Raw genomic sequence first — 18,771 nt, forward strand, 5'->3', positions numbered from 1 at the left:
CTTGACCGCACCTTAGCCTCTGGTTAGCTTGAGACTTTACTCATGCCGACAGAGGCCTTTGCTCCATGAAACTTTATGATAACCCGCACGCCCCAAATCCACGTCGTGTTCGTATGGTACTCGCCGAAAAAGGCATCGCTTATGACCGTGAAGAACTAGATCTCGGCGCTGGTGACAACCTTAAAGTGGAGTTCTGTGCGAAGAACCCATTCGCTAAAGTGCCGGTTCTGGAGCTGGACGACGGCTTGTGCCTGTCAGAAACACCGGCGATCTGCCGTTATCTTGATGAAATATCTGACGAGGGCAGCCTCTTTGGTAAGACGCCAAAAGAGCGGGCCATCATCGATATGTGGGAACACAGAATGGAGTCTATGGTTCTGTACCCTGCAATGTTTGCTTTCCAACACATCACCGGCTTTTTTAAGGATCGCATGACACCGGTGGAAGAGTTCGGTAAAGAAAGCGCGAAAAACTTCCTCAAGGCATTACCCGTTTTGGAAGCACAGCTTGAAAATAACGATTGGATAGCGGGCAGCCAGTTTTCTATTGCCGATATTACCGCAGTCTGTGCGATCGATTTTGCCCGAATTGTTAAAGTCCGTGTTGGCGATGAGTACCCCAATATCCAGCGTTGGTACGCGGCCATGAAAGAGCGCCCTTCGTACGCGGCTTAAGCGAACTTTTCTGCTTTTTTGTGCACAGACATAAAAAGCAAATTTACGGATTAGCTATAAGGAGTAACTATGGCAAATTACGCAATTATCAGTGCTAGCCATCGTGATGGCGCACAAAGCCTGCGTCTGGCACAAGAACTGAACACGCGCTTCTTTGAAGGTGGCGCTGACGTGGTTGATCTCTTCAAGGCGGACCTTCCATTGTGGAATGGCGAGCGTGAGGCGAATGATCAGGTCAGAGAAGTGCAGGACAAAATTACTCAGGCTGATGGGTTGGTGTTTGTGGTGCCTGAGTGGCACGGCATGGCGCCTGCCGGGTTGAAGAACCTGTTTCTCTGGTGCAACCACCCGCAGTTTGCGCATAAACCCGCGTTACTGGTTGCGGTCTCTGGCTCTGTAGGAGGCGCCTTTGTTGTCGCTGAACTTCGCGGTAGTGGCTACAAAAACTCACGTTTACTCTGGTTACCAGAGCATCTGATTCTTCGTGATGCGTCTGAACTCTGGCAGGGTAAGGGCCGTGAATCAGATGACTACCTTGAGCGGCGTGCGCACTACGCGGTTGAACAACTGAAGATCTATACCGAAGCATTGTTGCCTCAGCGTTCATCGTTGACTGCAGGTCTGGAAGATTTTCCTAACGGTATGTCCTGAGGTCCTGGCGGATTATCTCAGCTCTCTTTTGATCCCCCTTTTTACAGTGCGAGTGCGCTTGCTTGATTCAGATCAAGTAAGCGCACAATTGCTTGTACGCCATAGTAATGCCTCTGGCCTATTCTCACTCTCCTTCTACCCCCCATGATTCCTCAAGTTGTATCTACTTAACCCAACTTTACGTGGGGTTATAGGTTGATCATTAAACAGAGTTTTTGAGTCTTTACGTTTCTTTATGGCCGTTTATAACCTTCCCCTCGCAATTTCACATTGTAGTATTGTCGGACAATCTAACAATGAGAAATCAGAGCAATGTTTGGGCTGTTCAAATCTGCGAAACCACATACCTTAACTATCGAAGGCGTTGGGGAGTTCACGGTAAACCCGAAAGAGACCATTCTGACCGCCGCGTTACGTCAGGGTGTTCGCTTTCCGTATAGCTGCAAAGTCGGTGGGTGCGCAACCTGTAAGTGCAAGCTTCAGGACGGTCAGGTTAAAGAGTTAACCTCATCCGCTTTTATTCTCAGCTCTGAAGATCTAGATAATAAATACATTCTTGGTTGCCAGTCGCAGTTGAAGTCTGACGTTACTGTTTTTGTTGATGGTCTGTCTGATGGCACGTCTGTGGCAAACGTGCAGGAAGGGGAGATTACGGCGATTGAAAAGCTCACCGTCGACATGGTCCGTGTCACTGTGACTTTGCCAGAAGAGACCACCTACGTGCCCGGCCAGTACGCTCTGTTTTCAACGCCTTCAATCTCGTCTGGCCCTCGTAGTTATTCATTCGCGACACCACCACAGGGCAATCACGTGACATTCTTTATCCGCGAAGTGCCGGGCGGCGAAATGTCTGGTTGGGCGAATCACCATGCAGTCGTTGGTGACAAAGTCACGGTAGATGGCCCTTACGGCGATTTTTATCTGCGTCAGGACTCAGGTGATAAACGTGGCGGAGAGATGTTAATGATCGCCGGCGGCAGCGGAATCGCGCCAGTGCTTGCCATTCTCGAAGACGCCATGAACCACAAAATCGACCGTGATGTGACCTTCCTGTTTGGCGCGCGCACCGAGAAAGACCTGTGTGCGCTTGAAGAAATATCCCGTATTTCCCGCAACTGGTCGGGCCGCTTCCGCTTTATTCCTGTGTTGTCTGAAGAGCCAGAGGGCAGCAGTTGGGAAGGGCGTCGCGGTCTGGTCACGGATGTTATTCCTGAATTAACCGACATTACCCAAACCTACATGTGCGGCCCGCCGCCCATGCTGGACGCTGCAGAAAGCTGCCTGAAGAAATTAGGCATGAGCGAAAACGGAATTTATTGCGACCGGTTTACCGACCGTTCGCATACCCAAAAAGCCGGATAAGACAGAATTTAAATCTAACATAAAAGAGCATAACGGAAGGAGAATCCTATGTTCCATTACCTCAAATACTTTCTTTTTCACGCCATTGGTCTGCTTGCCGCAGCGGCAATGTTCCTCGGCGCCGACTGGATTATTTATGGTCTGATCGCCATCTTCGGCGGCTATATCGTACTGGACGCTGTGTTGGGGGATGACACAACGACTCCTGACTTTAAACACCCGGGTATTTTGACTGCGCAGCTCTGGTTAGCATTGCCTCTCCTTTCGTTGATTGTCTTTGCCTATTTCTGGCAGGTGAGTGCCGGTGATCTGTTCGGTCTGGGAGAAATGCTCACCAGCCTGACCGGTTACGATGTTCTGGCAGCTAAAGCCGAGGGCACTTGGGTGTCAGATCTGTGCGCTCTGCTTATGACCGGCCTGATGATTGGTATGGTGGGCACCATTACCGGCCATGAACTGACGCATCGTACCTGGGACCCGACCTCAATGTTTATTGGTCGCTGGTTGCTGGCTTTCAGCTTCGATGTCGCCTTCGCCGTTGAACATGTTTACGGTCACCACCGTTACGTGAGTACGACTAAAGATCCTGCCACTGCACCGCGTGGCCGCAACGTCTATTTCCACGTACTGGCATCGACCATTAAGGGCAACATCAGCGCACTTAAACTCGAAGCCGAGCGCCTGCGTAAAATGGGGCATAACCCACTGTCGATTCGTAACTCGGTACTGCGTGGCTACGGCATGAGCGCCATCATCGTTGCGCTGGCTTACCTGGCGGGTGGCGTAGAAACCATGCTGATGTTTATCGGTGCGGGCTTGTTCGGTAAAGCGCTGCTGGAAATCGTAAACTACATGGAACACTACGGCATGGTGCGCAACCCAGAACTGCCAGTGCAGCCACGTCACTCATGGAACACCAACAAGCGCTTCTCTTCATGGACCATGTTCAACCTGACCCGTCACTCTCACCACCACGCACACGGTGAAGTGCCATACCAGGACCTGCGCCCATACCCAGAAGCACCGACTATGATCAACGGCTACCTGACCACCATCGTTGTTGCCTTGTGCCCACCGCTGTGGCACCACCTGATGACACCTAAAGTGCTGGAGTGGGATGAGAAATACGCCAGCGACGAAGAAAAAGTACTGGCCGCCGAAGCCAACCGGATCAGTGGTATCAAAGCCCTGACGGAACATGGTCAGGTTGCAGCGCAGCAGGCGTAAGTTCTGTAGAGATGCTGAAGTAAGAAATCGAAAGCCCCGGAAACGGGGCTTTTTTGTGAATGGTGGGCTTGTGTTTGAGGCTTTTCAGAGTTGTTGAGACCAGCATGCGTGCGGCGCCGTGAAATATTGCTGATGAAATGGCCGGCGAGTAAAACCTAGCCCCGGCAATTGAATGAAGACTTTCTCGGGTCGTGTCCCGGGGCGACCTGTTTTACGTGCCATGTAATCAGTGATATTGAGCGGGAAACGTCGGATGCGTTGGTTGAAATAATTCTGGAAAGCATCTGTCTGAAATATTTGGCTTAGCCTGTAACCAGCTCCACCCTCGACACTGTCTCCGACGGCATTTCCCCAAACAGCTTTTTATAGTCCTGCCCAAATTGTCCTGGGTGCCAGAAGCCCCAATCAGCAGCGATCGAAGCAATAGGTCGCTCATTGTTCTCAGATGCCAACAGCGAGCGCCGTACCTGATTTAAACGTGCGGTTTTTAAGAATTTCAGCGGGCTGATTCCCAGAATACTTTCAAAGCTGTACTGCAGGGTGCGGCGGCTGGTGTGTGTCAGTTCACAGAGTTCAGTGATGGTGAGCGGTGCATCCTGATTCATGTCCATCCAGGCTTTCACTTTATCGACCACGGCTTTGCGGTGGGCGTAGCTGGTGGCCGGGCGTTTTGCCGGTGTTTCTTTTTTCAGCAGGTCTAACAGGGTACGCAGAATAAGATCACGCTGCAGACGTTGGTGCAGATCGGGTGTTTCTGGACTAACCAGCTTACTCAGTAGGTGTCTCACCTGAGCCAGGTCCTGTTCAGGTATCGCGAGGCGCGGGTGTTCGTGCAGTGATAATCCCTGAAGATTCAGTTCGTCATTCTCTGCCGCCGCCAGTAAAGCATCGGTGCGAATGACTAAGCCATAAATGTCGAAGTCATCTGGCGTCACCAGTTCAAAATCGCAGGCACCGGGGCGACACATAATCTGGTTGTTATCGACCTCAAGGCCGTTAATACGGCAGTCGGCGGGCTCGGCAGAAATACCTAACCAGATGGCATCAGGCCAGACATTGCATTGTTGACGCAGTGCCTGGCTGGTGTGTTCTTTAAAGACCTGCATACCTTCTAAGGTAATTTCATCGATCCGCCCGTAGAAGTGGCCGCCAGAGAGCTGGTCATATTCCTGCTGCCAGTTGGTGAGGTTGCGGGCGTGAAGATCTGCATCACACGCTTCACTGGTATTTGTTGAGTGCAGGGGTTCGATGCTCTGAGTCGGTGCATTGATTGTCTGGTCTTGGTGCATTTTCTGCTCCTGACCCGGATTCTCACCTTACTTTTTTAGGTTTCTTCCGGGATATATATCGGACTGCAGTCATCCTAACCAGCTGCGAGGCCCATGGCATCAGCTTTTCAGCGGTTCTGAAAAACTTTGCCAAAATTCGATAGGCCGCTGGAATATCTATCGCTCTACTCCTTCGTAAGACACAGCAACAAGTGTTCCTGTTTACGGAAACCGTTTCAGGATGTGAAGGAATTTTATGAAATACAGCTATACCGCCGGTCAACAGACCTGGCACTTTGAAAACCTGGCAGAGGTTATGGCGAAAGCCACACCAGCCAGAAGCGGCGACCGCCTTGCCGGTGTGATTGCACGCTCCGCCGAAGAACGGGTGATTGCACAGATGGTGCTGGCCGATGTGCCGCTGAAAACGTTTCTTAATGAAGCATTGGTGCCGTACGAAGACGATGAAGTGACTCGTCTGATCATCGACGAGCATGATGCGCAGGCGTTTTCGGCCATTTCACATCTGACGGTTGGCGACTTCCGTAATTGGCTGTTGAGCGATATGGCCACACCTGACGTTCTAACCGGTGTTCGCGCTGGTATTACGCCCGAGATGGCAGCGGCGGTATCTAAGATCATGCGCAATCAGGATCTGATTCTGGTCGCGAAAAAGTGCCACGTAAAAACCGCATTCCGTAACACCATTGGCTTACCGGGGCATCTATCGACACGCCTGCAGCCGAATCACCCGACGGATGATGTGAACGGCATCGCCGCCAGTATTCTCGATGGTTTGCTATACGGTAATGGCGATGCCGTGATTGGTATCAACCCAGCTACCGATAACGTTGCGCAAGCCATCAAATTGATGACGCTGATGGATGAAGTCATCAGTAAATATGAGATTCCTACTCAGTCGTGCGTGCTCACTCATGTGACCAACACCATTGAATGCATTGAAGCCGGTGCTCCGGTGGATCTGGTATTTCAGTCGATTGGTGGTACCGAAGCCACTAACTCGTCCTTCGGTTTCAATATTGCGACGCTGGCCGAGGCCCAGGACGCTGCACTGAGTTTAAAGCGCGGTACGGTGGGCAATAACGTCATGTATTTCGAAACCGGGCAGGGCAGCTCGTTGTCGGCCAATGCCCATCACGGGCTGGATCAGCAGACCTGCGAAGTCCGCGCTTATGCCGTCGCGCGTAAGTTTAATCCACTGTTAATTAATACCGTGGTCGGTTTTATTGGCCCGGAATATCTGTTCGACGGCAAAGAAATTATTCGTGCCGGTCTCGAAGATCACTTCTGCGCAAAACTGCTTGGTCTGCCGATGGGTTGCGATGTCTGTTACACCAACCATGCCGAAGCCGACCAGAACGATATGGATAACCTGCTGACTTTATTAGGTGTAGCCGGTTGTTCGTTTGTGATGGGCATTCCCGGCTCTGACGACATCATGCTGAATTATCAGACGACCTCTTTCCACGATGCACTTTATGCCCGCCGCGTATTGGGTAGCCAGCCCGCACCGGAGTTCGCGCAGTGGTTAGCGCGTATGCAGATCATGGGCGATGCCTTTGTATTAAACGATGCGCTACCGGAGCCGTTTGCTCGTTCACTCAATTCACTCCCGCCTGCATCCGGTCAACATTGAGGGGATGACGATGAAAAATAATTCAACCGGTTTTGTAGAGAATCCTGTGGTCGAAAACCCGTGGCGTCGTCTGCGCGAATTTACCGATGCCCGTATCGGTTTAGGGCGTGCCGGTGTCAGCCTGCCGACCAAAGAACTTCTGGAGTTTCAGTTATCGCATGCTCGTGCCCGCGATGCGGTGCATTTTCCGCTGGATTGCGACGGCCTGATTTCGGCCATTGAGGACTCTGACGTGATCAGTAGCCGTGTCAGCGATATTCATCGCCTGCACAGCCGTGCGTCTGACCGGATGGAATACCTGCAGCGTCCGGATTTAGGACGTCGCTTGAATGAGCATTCGCGTGCTTTGCTACAGCATGACATCTCCGGGGGAGCAGGCTCTGATGTCGACGTCAGCAGCGAATATGACCTTGGCATCGTGATCGTCGATGGTCTGTCATCGCTGGCAGTACAGCAGAATGTGGTGCCGTTTCTCGAAACACTGCTGCCGCACTTATACGACTACTCGTTAGCACCGATTTCTATCGTCGAACAGGGTCGCGTTGCTGTCGGTGATGAAGTGGGGGAGTTGCTGAATGCCCGTTGTGTGATCGTGTTAATTGGTGAGCGTCCGGGGCTGAGTTCACCGGATAGCCTCGGCCTGTATCTGACCTACAAACCGCATGTCGGCCTGACCGATGCGGCACGTAACTGCATTTCAAATATCCGCCCGGCAGGGCTTTCTTACAGCGAGGCCGCGCGTCGTACTCAATATCTGTTGGATGAATCCCGACACCTGAAGTTATCGGGCGTCAATTTAAAAGACCGAACTCAGGTTGACGTTGTTGAAACGGTATCCAGCAATAAAAACTTTTTAATTTCCTAACGCATTTAAAACTGCACTTTTTAATCTGAAAACGGAGAGACCATTATGTCTGCACCTAAAGTTAATCAGGAGTACCTGGCTCAGCGCCAGTTAAAACGCGGCACCGCCGGCTGGATTCTGCTCGCAGGTCTTGGCGTGTCGTATGTGATTTCCGGCGATTTCGCCGGTTGGAACTTCGGTCTCGCCGAAGCGGGTTGGGGCGGCTTTGCCATCGCTGCCGTATTAATGGCGATTATGTATTTTACTCTGGTGTTATCGCTGGCAGAAATGTCGGCGGCGATTCCGGCCGCCGGTGGTGGTTATTCCTTTGCGCGTCAGGCGATGGGGCCAGCTGGCGGTTATTTAACCGGCCTCGCTGTATTGATTGAATATGCGTTGGCTCCGGCGGCGATTGTGATATTTATCGGTTCGGCTTTTGAAGAACTCACCGGGTTCAATGGCCCGCTGGTTTACGCAGGTTTTTATCTGGTGTTTATCGGTATTCATCTGGCCGGTGTCGGTGAAGCTCTGAAGGTCATGATGGTGATCAGTGCCTTAGCGGTGTTTGCGATTCTGGCGACAGCGATAGCGTTAATCGGCGATTTCGACGCCAGCCGCTTGTTTGATATTGCTCCGACAGCGGCAGCCGGTGCATCAGAAGTCCTGCCATTTGGTTGGTACGGTGTGTGGGCGGCACTGCCGTTTGCGATGTGGTTATTCCTTGCCGTAGAAGGCGTCCCTCTGGCGGCCGAAGAAGCGAAGAACCCAGCCAAAGATGTCCCTAAAGGTATTATCGGTGCCATGGTCTTCCTGCTGTTCACTGCACTTCTGGTTGTAGTACTGCTTGCCGGTGCGGCGGGCGCTGAAGCCATGGGCGGCAGCGCAGTGCCGTTAGTGGATGCTCTGAAAGTCACCGGTAACGAGAACCTGGCTACGGCGGTAAACGTGCTGGGTCTGGCGGGTCTGATCGCGTCCTTCTTCTCAATCATTTACGGCTACAGCCGTTTGGTGTTTGCTCTGTCTCGTGCGGGTTACCTGCCGAAGTCATTGTCGGTGACCAGTGCGCGTAAAGTGCCATCTCGTGCCTTAATCGTACCGGGTGTTCTGGGCTTTCTGGCATCCCTGAGTGGAGAGGGCGATCTGATGCTGGCGATGGCGGTAGTTGGTGCAACCGTGTCTTATGCGCTGATGGCCCTGAGTCACATTCTGCTGCGTGTTCGCCAGCCTGATATGCCACGCCCATACAAAACCCCGGGCGGTGTCGTGACCTCCGGTATTGCGCTGGTTCTGGCGCTGATTGCTCTGACCGGTGTGTATGCGTTCGATCCTCGTGCGTTCTTCTTCACCGTGGTGCTGTTCGTAATCGGTGCAGCCTACTTCTTTGGTTACAGCCGTAATAATCTTGTTGCTAATACCGCGGCCGAAGAATTTGCCATGCTGGAAGCGGCAGCGCATGAACTGGATGACGAAGCAGAGTCTGCGTCTGTGTCTGGGTCTGGGATGGCCACGGCAAAAGCGGCCTCGTAATCCTAGGTGTCGATGTAAGAATAGCGCTCTGAGGCATCAGTTTCAGAGCGCTTTTCTGTGTTTGCTGCCTGTGTGAATTGCATCCACACAGGTCACTCCGTACCATTCAGGTTTCTTTCATCCTACATCCTGAGCCTGTCTGCCTGTGTCTCTTTCCCAGTTAACCCGTGAACAACAAGCCGTCGTCGCCCATCGAGAGGGGCATGCCCGGGTGCTTGCTGTGGCGGGCGCTGGAAAAACATCGACACTGACTCATTTTATTCAGGCTCGCCTGCAAGAGAATGTACCTGCGCGGCGGATGCTGGTGTTGATGTACAACAAGGCGGCGCAGGAAGATTTTCAGAAGCGTCTGACGTCACTTGTCAGTGGTCAACCTCTGCCTCAGATCCGAACGTTCCACTCGTTAGGATTGAAGATTTATGATCGCTTGATCGGCATGGGCGCTTTACCTCAATGGCAAGGGAAAGTACTTTCTGATGGAGAGACCGAGAGTATTGTCTGGCGTTTACTGCAGGAAATAGCCGACGATGACACCCGTCAGGATATTCTGTCGCAAAGGCGCAAGTGGGTAGAACCTGCGATGGCGTTTCTTGATTTAGTTAAGTCAGGGTTGTTGCCAGCCGCCGACGTTCTGGAAACACTCGATTACCCACCAGAGTGTCGGATTTTTACCGAACTCTTCTACCGCTTCGAAGACTGGCGTCGCTCGAACTCTCGCATCAGTTATTCCGACATGCTCTATGACCCTGTGATGTGTTTACGGTCGCATCCTGAGCTGGCCGACCACTTTGGTGGTCATATGCAATGGATACTGGTGGATGAGTATCAGGACATTAATGATGTTCAACAGGCGCTTCTGCATATGCTCTGGGGTGGGCGAGGCAATGTTGTTGTTATTGGTGATCCGGATCAGACGATTTATGAATTCCGCGGCTCAAAGCCCGAATTTATCGTAAGCCGATTTGCGCAGGAGTTTGGCGATGCGACGACGTATCAGTTGCCGCATACCTTCCGCTACGGCCATGCGCTCAGCTTCTGCGCTAATCACCTGATTTTCCATAACCGCGAACGCGAAGCCGTAACGGGTTTATCGCACTCAACGACGCCCGATACACGGGTGAAACTGCACCGGGTCCGGAATGAAGCTGCTTTCAGCATAAAGTTGATCCGCGACGCCATTGAGCAGGATGCTAACGCCGACATCGTTGTTATCCACCGTATATGGTCTCTGTCGGCGGCGTTAGAACTGAGCCTTCTGAAAGAAGATATTCCTTACCACCTGGATCACAGTCGATCAGTACTGGAGGCCTGGGAATTACGGATATTCTGGTTGCTTCTGGAAATCGCTTCCGGTCGTTTCAGCGAGCGTTCGCTCCGTAGCCGTGAGGAAAGCTGGTTACACATACTGACGACGCCGTTCCCTAAAGTCAGACGTGCACTCCTTGAACGTATCGCCCAGAAAATGGCCGCTGTGACTCACGGCTACGGCGAGGCCCTGATAGAGGCTTTGCCGGACGATCTGAGCAAATGGCAGATACAACAGCTCGAAGTGCGTGCACAGATCATATCTGCGGCTGAGCTGACTAACATGAAAGGTTGGCGGTTATTGAAAGATTACGCTGAGCAAACCGAACTGGAAGAGGGCATTCGTGATAATGCCTTCAGCGCACAACAGAGCGACGACCGGATAGAGACTATTCGTGCGTTTATGAGTTATGCCCGGAGTACTGATCTCAGCGCGAGCGAATTATCCGAGCACTGGCGGGCTCTTCTGCAGAAAGTAAAGTTACAGAAGAACCAGTCTGACCAGAGGGTCACCCTGACCAGTGCTCACAAAAGCAAGGGACGGGAGTGGGATACTGTGATTATTCCGGGGCTGAACGGTCAGTATTTCCCGTACCATCCGGAAGGAGAGTTCACGACGGCGGCGGATATCGCGAGTGAACGTAGACTTCTCTACGTCAGTATGACCAGGGCGCGTAAGCAGCTGCACCTGCTTGCACCAGATACTCCGGATAAACCACTTCGCGAATGTTCAGATCGCGAAATGCCCAGTAGCTTCGAACGGGAGTTGGGCGTATCACGTTCCCGGGAGCTGTTTGAAACAATCGCTCGTGGAGACAGCGCCTATATACTCCGCGGTCAGGACGGCTATCAACCGCAATGGTTAGGGCATTATCTGGCGCATCTTGGCGCCGGAGATCTTGAAGTACGGTTCGAGGCCTCTGCGCCAGTAGGGCAGGTGAAACGCCCGGGTGGCGTGATCGACAGCAAATTCAATGATGATAAAAAGTTACCCAGAATCGTTCACGACACTTTGGGTGAAGGTATTGTTATCAGTGAGGATAGCGATTACCTGAAAGTCCGGTTTGACAGGGACTCCAGGGTGCGAACTCTCTCAAGAAATGCCGTCATGGACAAAATCCGCCTGCTGTGACGGTTTTCCTCAGCGTGTGGCTTGTTATACTGGGGGCTACATTCAGCCCAGTCGGGCAAACAATTACGGGAAACACTATGACCATCGAACAACAGAAAGTCGTTACCATTCACTACAAAGTCACTGACGTTGCCAGCAACGAAGTGATCGACTCTTCAGAAGGTGGTCAGCCAATGACGTACCTACACGGTGCGCAGAACATCATCCCAGGTCTGGAAGCAGCGCTGGAAGGTAAGCAGGTTGGTGATGAACTGGACGTAACCATCGCACCTGAAGATGCCTACGGCGAGTACAGCGATGAGCGTATTCAGAAAGTACCTCACGAAGCTTTTCAGGGCGTTGAAAGCGTAGAGCCGGGCATGGCGTTTACTGCTCAGACTGAGCACGGTCCGATCAATCTGATCGTGACTGAAGTCGACGAAACTGAAGTAACTGTTGATGCGAACCACCCTCTGGCAGGTAAGTCACTGGCGTTCTCTGTAAAAGTTGAGAGCATCCGTGAAGCCAGCGAAGAAGAACTGCAGCACGGTCACGTGCACGGTGAAGGTGGCGTTGAGCACTGATATCCGTATGACAGAGCAGGCCAGCCATTGGCCTGCTTTTCTTCAGAACCTCATCTCTCTGTCAAAGCCGACAAATTTTTATCTGCCTCATTAATTTACCAATACTGTACAGCTGTCTGCACGCGACTGGTGCGACCTGCCGAAATGCCAGTATTTCTGCACCATTCATCAGCATTTATCTCTCCCGCAATCTTGATGTAAGTCGTGTTTTCTCTGTTAGCACTGCGACCTTCTACGCCACAATATTGCAGCTTTAAAAGGCTGTGATAAATTAAAAGTCAGGCAGCGGAAATAACCTGAAAATTTGTTATTTCACTGGCAACTTTTCGGGGACTGAGCTGTCTTCAAGCATGCCCTGTTCAACAGGTTGAACATTTGGAGGAAATGCAAATGAGAAAAGGCAAAATAGCGGCGTATCGTCGCAAGTCGATGGTTTTCGGTGGCCTGCTGGGTGCCGGCTTTGGCGTAGTAATAGGCAGCATGGTGGGTGCGTCCCTTGAGGCTGCTTTAACGGGCTTCTTTGGTGGCCTGATTCTGGGAGAGATGATTACCTACGGTCGCACCTTTCCGGTACATCACCACCCTCACCAGACAAAAAAATAAGAATTCTGCGCAGCGGTCTTGGGCGGGCCGCTGCGCCTGCTATTATGTCCTGATGTTAACGTCATAAGGCTAATAGCTGAGCATGTCCGTCGCTCCGGATCTTCCCGAGAAGTATTATCTCGACAACTTCATTTACCTTCTCAATCATGTCTCGCAGCTTTATGCAGACATTCTTAATGAGTCTGAGCGCGCTTTCTTTGATGACTTTTTGTCTCTGTCTGAAGACGCTCAGGCTTTGTATGTGCGTCTGCTCAGTCGTCGTGGAGACTGGTTCCGGCGCGACAAAATTATCTACTCTGAAATTTCTGACATTGACGGCGCGGCGGGCGAGTTAAGCAGCCATCGTTTTATTCAAATTTATTCTATCGGCTCGGGTGTGATTCCGGATGAAACTGATTGGTTGAATCTGTATACGCGCCCGGAGCTGGCTTCAGCTATTCAGGCACAGGCCGACCAAAAGCCAGTTTCTTCGTTGCGTAAGCCAGAGTTACTGGCGCTCATGATGGAGGAACCCGAAGTTTACGTGCCTGACTTGCCAGATACCGACATTTACTGCGTTTATGGAGAGCAGGAGCTGGAAACCTTCCGGCTTCTTTTTTTCGGGAACCTGTATCAGGATTTTACTGAGTTTGTTTTGCGTGACCTGGGCATTTATCGTTATGAGTCCTACCAGCTCAACAGTGCGAGTCGCTGGTGCCACCAGCGCGCCGATCTCGAAGCCCACCGGGTGTATCATGCTTTACGCGATGAGGCGGGTGACCTCAAAGACCAAAGCATAGAAGCGCTTTGCCTGATCGCAGATCGCTTACCAGCCTCGGACGAACCAACACTGAGGCGTCGTCGTCACCGTTTTCTGGTCGATATCGGACGTCAGTTGGAAAGACTCGGAGACACTGACAGTGCGTTGGCGGTCTACGAGCGTAGTGTACGCCATCCGGCCCGTGAAAGACGCCTCAGAATCTTAGTATCACAGGGGCGAAACAACGAAGCCGACGCACTGGCCTCTGACATGGCTGATGCTCCAGTCAATGAAGAAGAGCATCAGTTTTTACTCTCATTTGTGCCGCGCAAAATGAAGTACAACCGCGAATTATGTCGTCGTCTTGCTGACAGGGTTTCAAGCCCCGAAGAAGACATTTTGACGATGCCTGCTGAAACTCGTTTATCGCTGGGCGTTGAGCGCGCCGTCGCCGCTGCCCTCGAGTCTGAGAGTCCTGGCGATCGGCTGGTTTACTGCGAGAACCTGCTAATTCCGGGGATGTTTGGCCTTGTATTCTGGTCTGCTATTTATGCAGCCGTTCCGGGGGCGTTTTTCCATCCGTTTCAGATGCGACCAGCGGATTTGTATGAAGCTGACTTCATGGCATTGCGTAAAAGCGAATTTGATACTTGCTGGCAGGCTCTTGAGTCGTCTGATGTGCTTCTTGCGCATGCGCTGTTTACCTACCAGCAGAAGCAGGGCATCGCGAATCCCTTCGTACACTGGGCGGTACTAACCGAAGACCTGATCCGCTTATCCGTTGAACGTATTCCAGTGTCGGCATGGCAGGGAATGTTCCGTTTTCTGGTGAAGGATCTGAGGCAGCATAAAGCAGGTCTTCCAGACCTGATTCGATTCCCAAAAAATGAAGGCTTTGAACTACTGGAAGTCAAAGGTCCGGGAGATACGTTGCAGAAAAATCAGAAAGTCTGGTTCGCCGAATTCGAGCGTTCAGGCATTCCGGCGCGGGTCATTCGTGTAAAAGACGACCCCACCGTCACAGGTGGGGGTCTGACTGGCGCACAGCGAGGTGAGGAGAACCCTGAAGAGTAACTCCCCGGTCAGGCTGCTTTAACGCCCTGAGCGATGGCGATATTTAATGCCGTCACGATTGACTCAAGGCTGGCTGCCAGAGTGTCGCCATCCTGGGCGGCCGCGGTAAAACGCTGGCCTTGTAAGCTGATCTGAACAAACGCCATTGCCTGAGCATCTGAGCCTTCGCCGAGAGAGACCTCTTCAAACTGAACAACCTGCAGGTCGAGCCCGGTCGTCTTGTGCAGAGCGTCGCCGAAGGCACTGATACTGCCGCTGCCTTTACCGTGCAGTGAGATCAGGTTCTGGCCATCATTTAATGTCGCCTGAATCGTGTGGTGCAGGCTGTCATGTTCTGTCTGATAACCAGACAGCTCGTAGTGCCCACCGCGAGGCATAAAGGCCTGGCGGAAGATAGCAACAATCTCTTCACTGCTCAGCTCACGCGCTTCACGCTCTGACGCTGACTGAATGTGTTGTGCCAGTTCGATTTGCATCCAGCGTGGCAGAGTGACACCTAACGCCTGTTCGACAATGTAACTGGCGCCGCCTTTACCCGACTGGCTGTTTACCCGGATAACCGACTGGTACGTGCGGCCGATGTCCTGCGGATCAATCGGCAGGTAGGCAACATCCCAGTGCTCATCTTCGCTCTGCTGCGCAAGACACTTACGGATTGCGTCCTGGTGGCTGCCAGAAAAGGCGGTATAAACCAGTTCTCCCAACCACGGGTGGCGCGGGTGCGTTTTAATGTTGGTGCATTCTTCTACGGTCGCAATGATGTCGTCAGCAATGCTGATGTCGAGCTCGGGGTCGATGCCCTGGCTGTAGAGGTTCATGGCCATCGTTACTATGTCCATGTTGCCAGTGCGCTCACCATTACCCAGAAGCGTCCCCTCTATGCGGTCGGCGCCAGCGAGTAACGCCAGTTCTGCTGCTGCGACGGCACAACCACGGTCATTGTGGGTGTGAATGCTCACCGTAATACTGTCGCGCTTGTCGACATGACGGCAGAACCATTCAACCTGATCAGCAAAGACGTTCGGCATGGCTGATTCCACCGTCGCAGGCAGATTGATGATGGTTTTGTTGTCAGGCGTTGGCTGCCACACATCAATGACGGCGTTACACACTTCGGTGGCAAACTCGACTTCAGTGCTTGAGAAGCTTTCAGGAGAGTACTGAAATACCCATTCTGTTTCAGGAAACTTCTCAGACTCCGCCATTACCTTGGCTGCACCTTTGCGGGCGATGTCGATGATGCCACTCTTCTCAAGCCCGAAGACTTTATTGCGTTGCACCGGAGAGGTGGAGTTATAAACATGCACTACTGCCCGGCGTACACCGCGCAGTGCTTCGTACGTGCGTTCAATTAACTCGTCGCGAGCCTGCACTAGTACTTGAACAGTGACATCGTCAGGGATCTGGCGGGCTTCAATCAGCCAGCGTGCAAAGTCGAAATCAGGTTGTGACGCAGATGGGAAACCGATTTCGATTTCTTTGAAACCCATGCGTACCAAGAGGGCCCACATCTGTTTCTTCTGTTCTACGGTCATCGGGTCGATAAGTGCCTGGTTACCATCACGTAGATCCACAGAACACCAGAGTGGCGCTGTGCTCAGGGCGTTCGATGGCCACTGGCGGTCGTCAAGCGTCACACGCGGGAAGGCGCGGTATTTGGAGTGGTTGAAGCGCGGGTTCGCAGGCGTAGTCATTGTCTTATCCGTGGTTCTGTCCGTTGGTTCTGAATGGGTAATTTCAGTCGTGTATGTCAACTGTCTGGCTGGGTAGTCACTGCCTTTTGAGTAGTACTTCGGTCGGCCTTTTGAGCGTCCCGCCACCGGTGTCTGATTGGAATCACCGGCTGCCTTCACAGTATGGACATAGTGTATGCCTCTTGTTGCGGAGAATGATTGCAAATGTGCCTTTAAAAATGATTGATTGGGCAATAAGTATCTGTAAATATGTTTTATTATGGTTAATTATTGCTTTCATGGGTTAAACGATGGCTAAAACAACTCCTGTGGTGCTCGATCGCACCGATCGACACCTTCTGGATCTGTTGCAGCAGGACGGTAGTCTCAGCAATCTGGAGCTGGCTGATAGGGTAGGGTTATCTCCATCCCCCTGCTCGCGTCGTGTAAAGGCCCTGGAAGACAGCGGTCTGATCACAGGTTACCGGGCCTTACTGGACGCGCGTAAGCTGGGGCTGGATCTGCTGGCACTGATTAATATCAGCATGGACAGGCACACGCCGGAACGTTTCAACAACTTCGAAGAAAAGCTGGCCGCCTGCCCTGAGGTACTTGAGTGCTATCTCATTACCGGACAGTCGGCGGACTATGTACTCAAGGTGCTGGTCGAGGATATGGATGCGTATCAGCAGTTTCTGTTGGGCACTCTGACGCGTATCGAAGGGGTCAGCGGTGTCCATTCTTCTTTTGTAATGCGTAAAGTTGTGGACCGTACCGCGATTCCAATTCCCCGATAGGGTCTATACTTCCAGTTACACAACAGAACCTGAGTGTTGCCAGTGACTTCGATTGATAAAAAACTCACCCTTCAGGTGGTTATCTGGAGCCTTCTTGCCGGACTTGTATTCAGCGGCATACAGATGGTGGTGGATTATCGTGATGCTCAGAAGAACTTTGATCAATCTGTGAATACCCAGCTTGAACGTTCTGTCACGACGGCCGCTCTGGCCCTCTATAATTACGACCAGCGTAGCCTGACTGCGGGTCTCGACAGTCTTCTGACTCATCCGGGGGTCGTTGCAGCGCAGGTTAGTGAAGTGAATACTGACTTTATGATTCGCCAGGGCAGTGTGTCTGATAGTCAGGATTTACTTGAGTTCACCACTCAACTCTACGTGCCTCAGCAGTATCGTACCAACAGCACTGAGTCACCATCGGTCATCGGTGAAGTCACTTTGCTTGCCGATAAGTCTCAGGTGAACGCGGGTTTTGAGCGACGTGCGATTATCGTACTGCTTGCAGACCTGGGGCGCACACTCGCACTGATTGTCGTACTTCTTATAGTACTGCGCTTGCGATTGACGGGGCCGGTACGTCGCCTGACCCGTCGCCTTATTGATGCTGATGTCCACAGCCCTACCCAGCTCAATCTGGAAGTTGAAGAGTCACTTGCCGGTACAGAGCTTGATGACCTCACCTCGAAAATGCGTGACCTGTTATCGGCGATGCAGTTACAGATGGAGCGACGACAGGCGGCGGAGCAGAAAGCGAAACAGCTGAATGAGCAGCTTGAAGAAAAGGTTCACGCGCGAACGCGTGAGCTGCATGAAAGTAATACTAACCTGCAGGCGAGTCTCGATCAGCTTCAGAAAATGCAGGCTTTGTTGCTTCAGGCACAGCGGATGGCGTCGCTAGGCCATCTCGCCGCTGGAGTTGCTCACGAAATCAATAATCCTGTGGCGGTGGTTTACAGCAACATTGCGACCTTGAGTGAATATCTCAGTGAGTTGATCAGTCTTGCTGAAGAATATCAGCATGCCGAAGATAAAATTAACGATAACGAGTTACGCTCAACACTTGAGAAAATGCGTGACGCTATTGATCTGGCGTTTGTGAAGGACGACGGGCCAGAGTTAATTTCAGCGTCCAAGCACAGTCTTGAGCGTGTCAGAAATATCATCAGCGAACTGAGAACGTTCGCTGATTCCGATTCGCTGGAGCGAGAGAAAGTGTCTCTCAATGACCTGTTGCGTGAAGCCGCGCGGACTGTTGACGCCTGCCAGAGGGATGACATCCGCCTGATTACGCTCGTAGAGGAAAGCCTTGAGGTCGACGTTGTGCCGTCTCAGGTGAGGTTGATCCTCGGGAAAATTATCGAGAACGCCTGCGAGGCCATGCCGGCCGGTGGCAATATTGAGATCGCCTCAGAACTGGAGGATAACTACATTAACCTGGTTATCAAAGACAGTGGCTGTGGTATGGACTCGGGCCAGCTGGAAAAAGCCATCAACCCCTTCTACAGCAACAAAGCCGTAGGCGAGGGCACAGGGCTGGGGCTGACCGTCGCCTATAATCTGATGTTAAATCAGGGAGGTGAGCTGAGCATGGCCAGTGAAGAAGGGCATGGCACTATGGTGGTTCTTAAGTTTCCCAGAGATAATGTGCTCTTCTGAACTGCTCCCCTGATTGAAC

At 52.1% G+C, this 18,771-nt stretch carries 15 protein-coding genes; 13 read left to right on the plus strand and 2 right to left on the minus strand.

The features are described from left to right. Positions 1-65 precede the first annotated feature (65 nt). The 4 genes from B2R29_RS08365 to B2R29_RS08380 all read left to right on the plus strand — a co-directional run bounded on the left by B2R29_RS08365 (position 66) and on the right by B2R29_RS08380 (position 3,914). Positions 66-674 carry a glutathione S-transferase family protein gene (locus B2R29_RS08365; RefSeq protein ID WP_301180629.1) on the plus strand — a complete coding sequence of 203 codons (609 nt, stop codon included), beginning with the start codon at positions 66-68 and terminating at the stop codon, positions 672-674. A 69-nt stretch (positions 675-743) separates the two neighbouring features. After that, positions 744-1,325 (plus strand): NADPH-dependent FMN reductase, encoded by a 582-nt coding sequence (locus B2R29_RS08370; protein ID WP_301180630.1) that lies wholly within the window; start codon positions 744-746, stop codon positions 1,323-1,325. A 312-nt stretch (positions 1,326-1,637) separates the two neighbouring features. Next, positions 1,638-2,687: an NADH:ubiquinone reductase (Na(+)-transporting) subunit F gene (locus tag B2R29_RS08375; protein WP_301180631.1), complete on the plus strand. Its 1,050-nt coding sequence runs from the start codon at positions 1,638-1,640 to the stop codon at positions 2,685-2,687. Positions 2,688-2,735: 48 nt separating this feature from the next. Next, positions 2,736-3,914: an alkane 1-monooxygenase gene (locus B2R29_RS08380; RefSeq protein ID WP_301180632.1), complete on the plus strand. Its 1,179-nt coding sequence runs from the start codon at positions 2,736-2,738 to the stop codon at positions 3,912-3,914. Positions 3,915-4,216: 302 nt separating this feature from the next. Here the strand turns inward: B2R29_RS08380 and B2R29_RS08385 are convergent, their stop codons facing one another. Beyond that, on the minus strand, positions 4,217-5,203 hold the full coding sequence (locus B2R29_RS08385; protein ID WP_301180633.1) for a helix-turn-helix domain-containing protein: 987 nt from the start codon (positions 5,201-5,203) through the stop codon (positions 4,217-4,219). Between the two features lie 235 nt (positions 5,204-5,438). Here B2R29_RS08385 and B2R29_RS08390 point away from each other — a divergent pair, with 235 nt between their 5' ends. The 7 genes from B2R29_RS08390 (at position 5,439) to B2R29_RS08420 (ending at position 14,626) form a co-directional block, all read left to right on the plus strand. After that, positions 5,439-6,839, plus strand: a complete 1,401-nt coding sequence (locus B2R29_RS08390; RefSeq protein ID WP_301180634.1) for an ethanolamine ammonia-lyase subunit EutB — start codon at positions 5,439-5,441, stop codon at positions 6,837-6,839. Between the two features lie 10 nt (positions 6,840-6,849). Further along, a complete protein-coding gene (eutC, locus tag B2R29_RS08395; protein ID WP_414716606.1) occupies positions 6,850-7,704 on the plus strand; it encodes an ethanolamine ammonia-lyase subunit EutC in 855 nt (284 codons plus the stop codon). Positions 7,705-7,749: 45 nt separating this feature from the next. After that, complete coding sequence (gene eat / locus B2R29_RS08400; RefSeq protein ID WP_301180635.1) at positions 7,750-9,210, plus strand: ethanolamine permease; 1,461 nt, start codon at positions 7,750-7,752, stop codon at positions 9,208-9,210. 145 nt (positions 9,211-9,355) lie between these two features. Next, complete coding sequence (locus B2R29_RS08405) at positions 9,356-11,647, plus strand: ATP-dependent helicase (protein WP_301180636.1); 2,292 nt, start codon at positions 9,356-9,358, stop codon at positions 11,645-11,647. Between the two features lie 77 nt (positions 11,648-11,724). Then, positions 11,725-12,210: an FKBP-type peptidyl-prolyl cis-trans isomerase gene (locus tag B2R29_RS08410; RefSeq protein WP_301180637.1), complete on the plus strand. Its 486-nt coding sequence runs from the start codon at positions 11,725-11,727 to the stop codon at positions 12,208-12,210. Between the two features lie 390 nt (positions 12,211-12,600). Further along, positions 12,601-12,813 carry a hypothetical protein gene (locus B2R29_RS08415; RefSeq protein WP_301180638.1) on the plus strand — a complete coding sequence of 71 codons (213 nt, stop codon included), beginning with the start codon at positions 12,601-12,603 and terminating at the stop codon, positions 12,811-12,813. An 82-nt stretch (positions 12,814-12,895) separates the two neighbouring features. Then, on the plus strand, positions 12,896-14,626 hold the full coding sequence (locus B2R29_RS08420) for a VRR-NUC domain-containing protein (protein ID WP_301180639.1): 1,731 nt from the start codon (positions 12,896-12,898) through the stop codon (positions 14,624-14,626). Positions 14,627-14,634: 8 nt separating this feature from the next. Here the strand turns inward: B2R29_RS08420 and B2R29_RS08425 are convergent, their stop codons facing one another. After that, positions 14,635-16,320, minus strand: a complete 1,686-nt coding sequence (locus B2R29_RS08425; protein ID WP_301180640.1) for a 2-isopropylmalate synthase — start codon at positions 16,318-16,320, stop codon at positions 14,635-14,637. 290 nt (positions 16,321-16,610) lie between these two features. On the opposite strand from B2R29_RS08425, the gene B2R29_RS08430 reads away from it, so the two are divergent. Beyond that, a complete protein-coding gene (locus B2R29_RS08430; RefSeq protein ID WP_301180641.1) occupies positions 16,611-17,096 on the plus strand; it encodes an Lrp/AsnC family transcriptional regulator in 486 nt (161 codons plus the stop codon). A gap of 42 nt (positions 17,097-17,138) precedes the next feature. Continuing rightward, positions 17,139-18,752, plus strand: coding sequence for a sensor histidine kinase (locus tag B2R29_RS08435; RefSeq protein WP_301180642.1), 1,614 nt, complete (start codon positions 17,139-17,141; stop codon positions 18,750-18,752). The last annotated feature ends 19 nt before the right edge of the window (positions 18,753-18,771 follow it).

The organism is Thalassolituus sp. UBA3500 (assembly GCF_002377545.1).
GTDB lineage: Bacteria > Pseudomonadota > Gammaproteobacteria > Pseudomonadales > Oceanobacteraceae > Thalassolituus.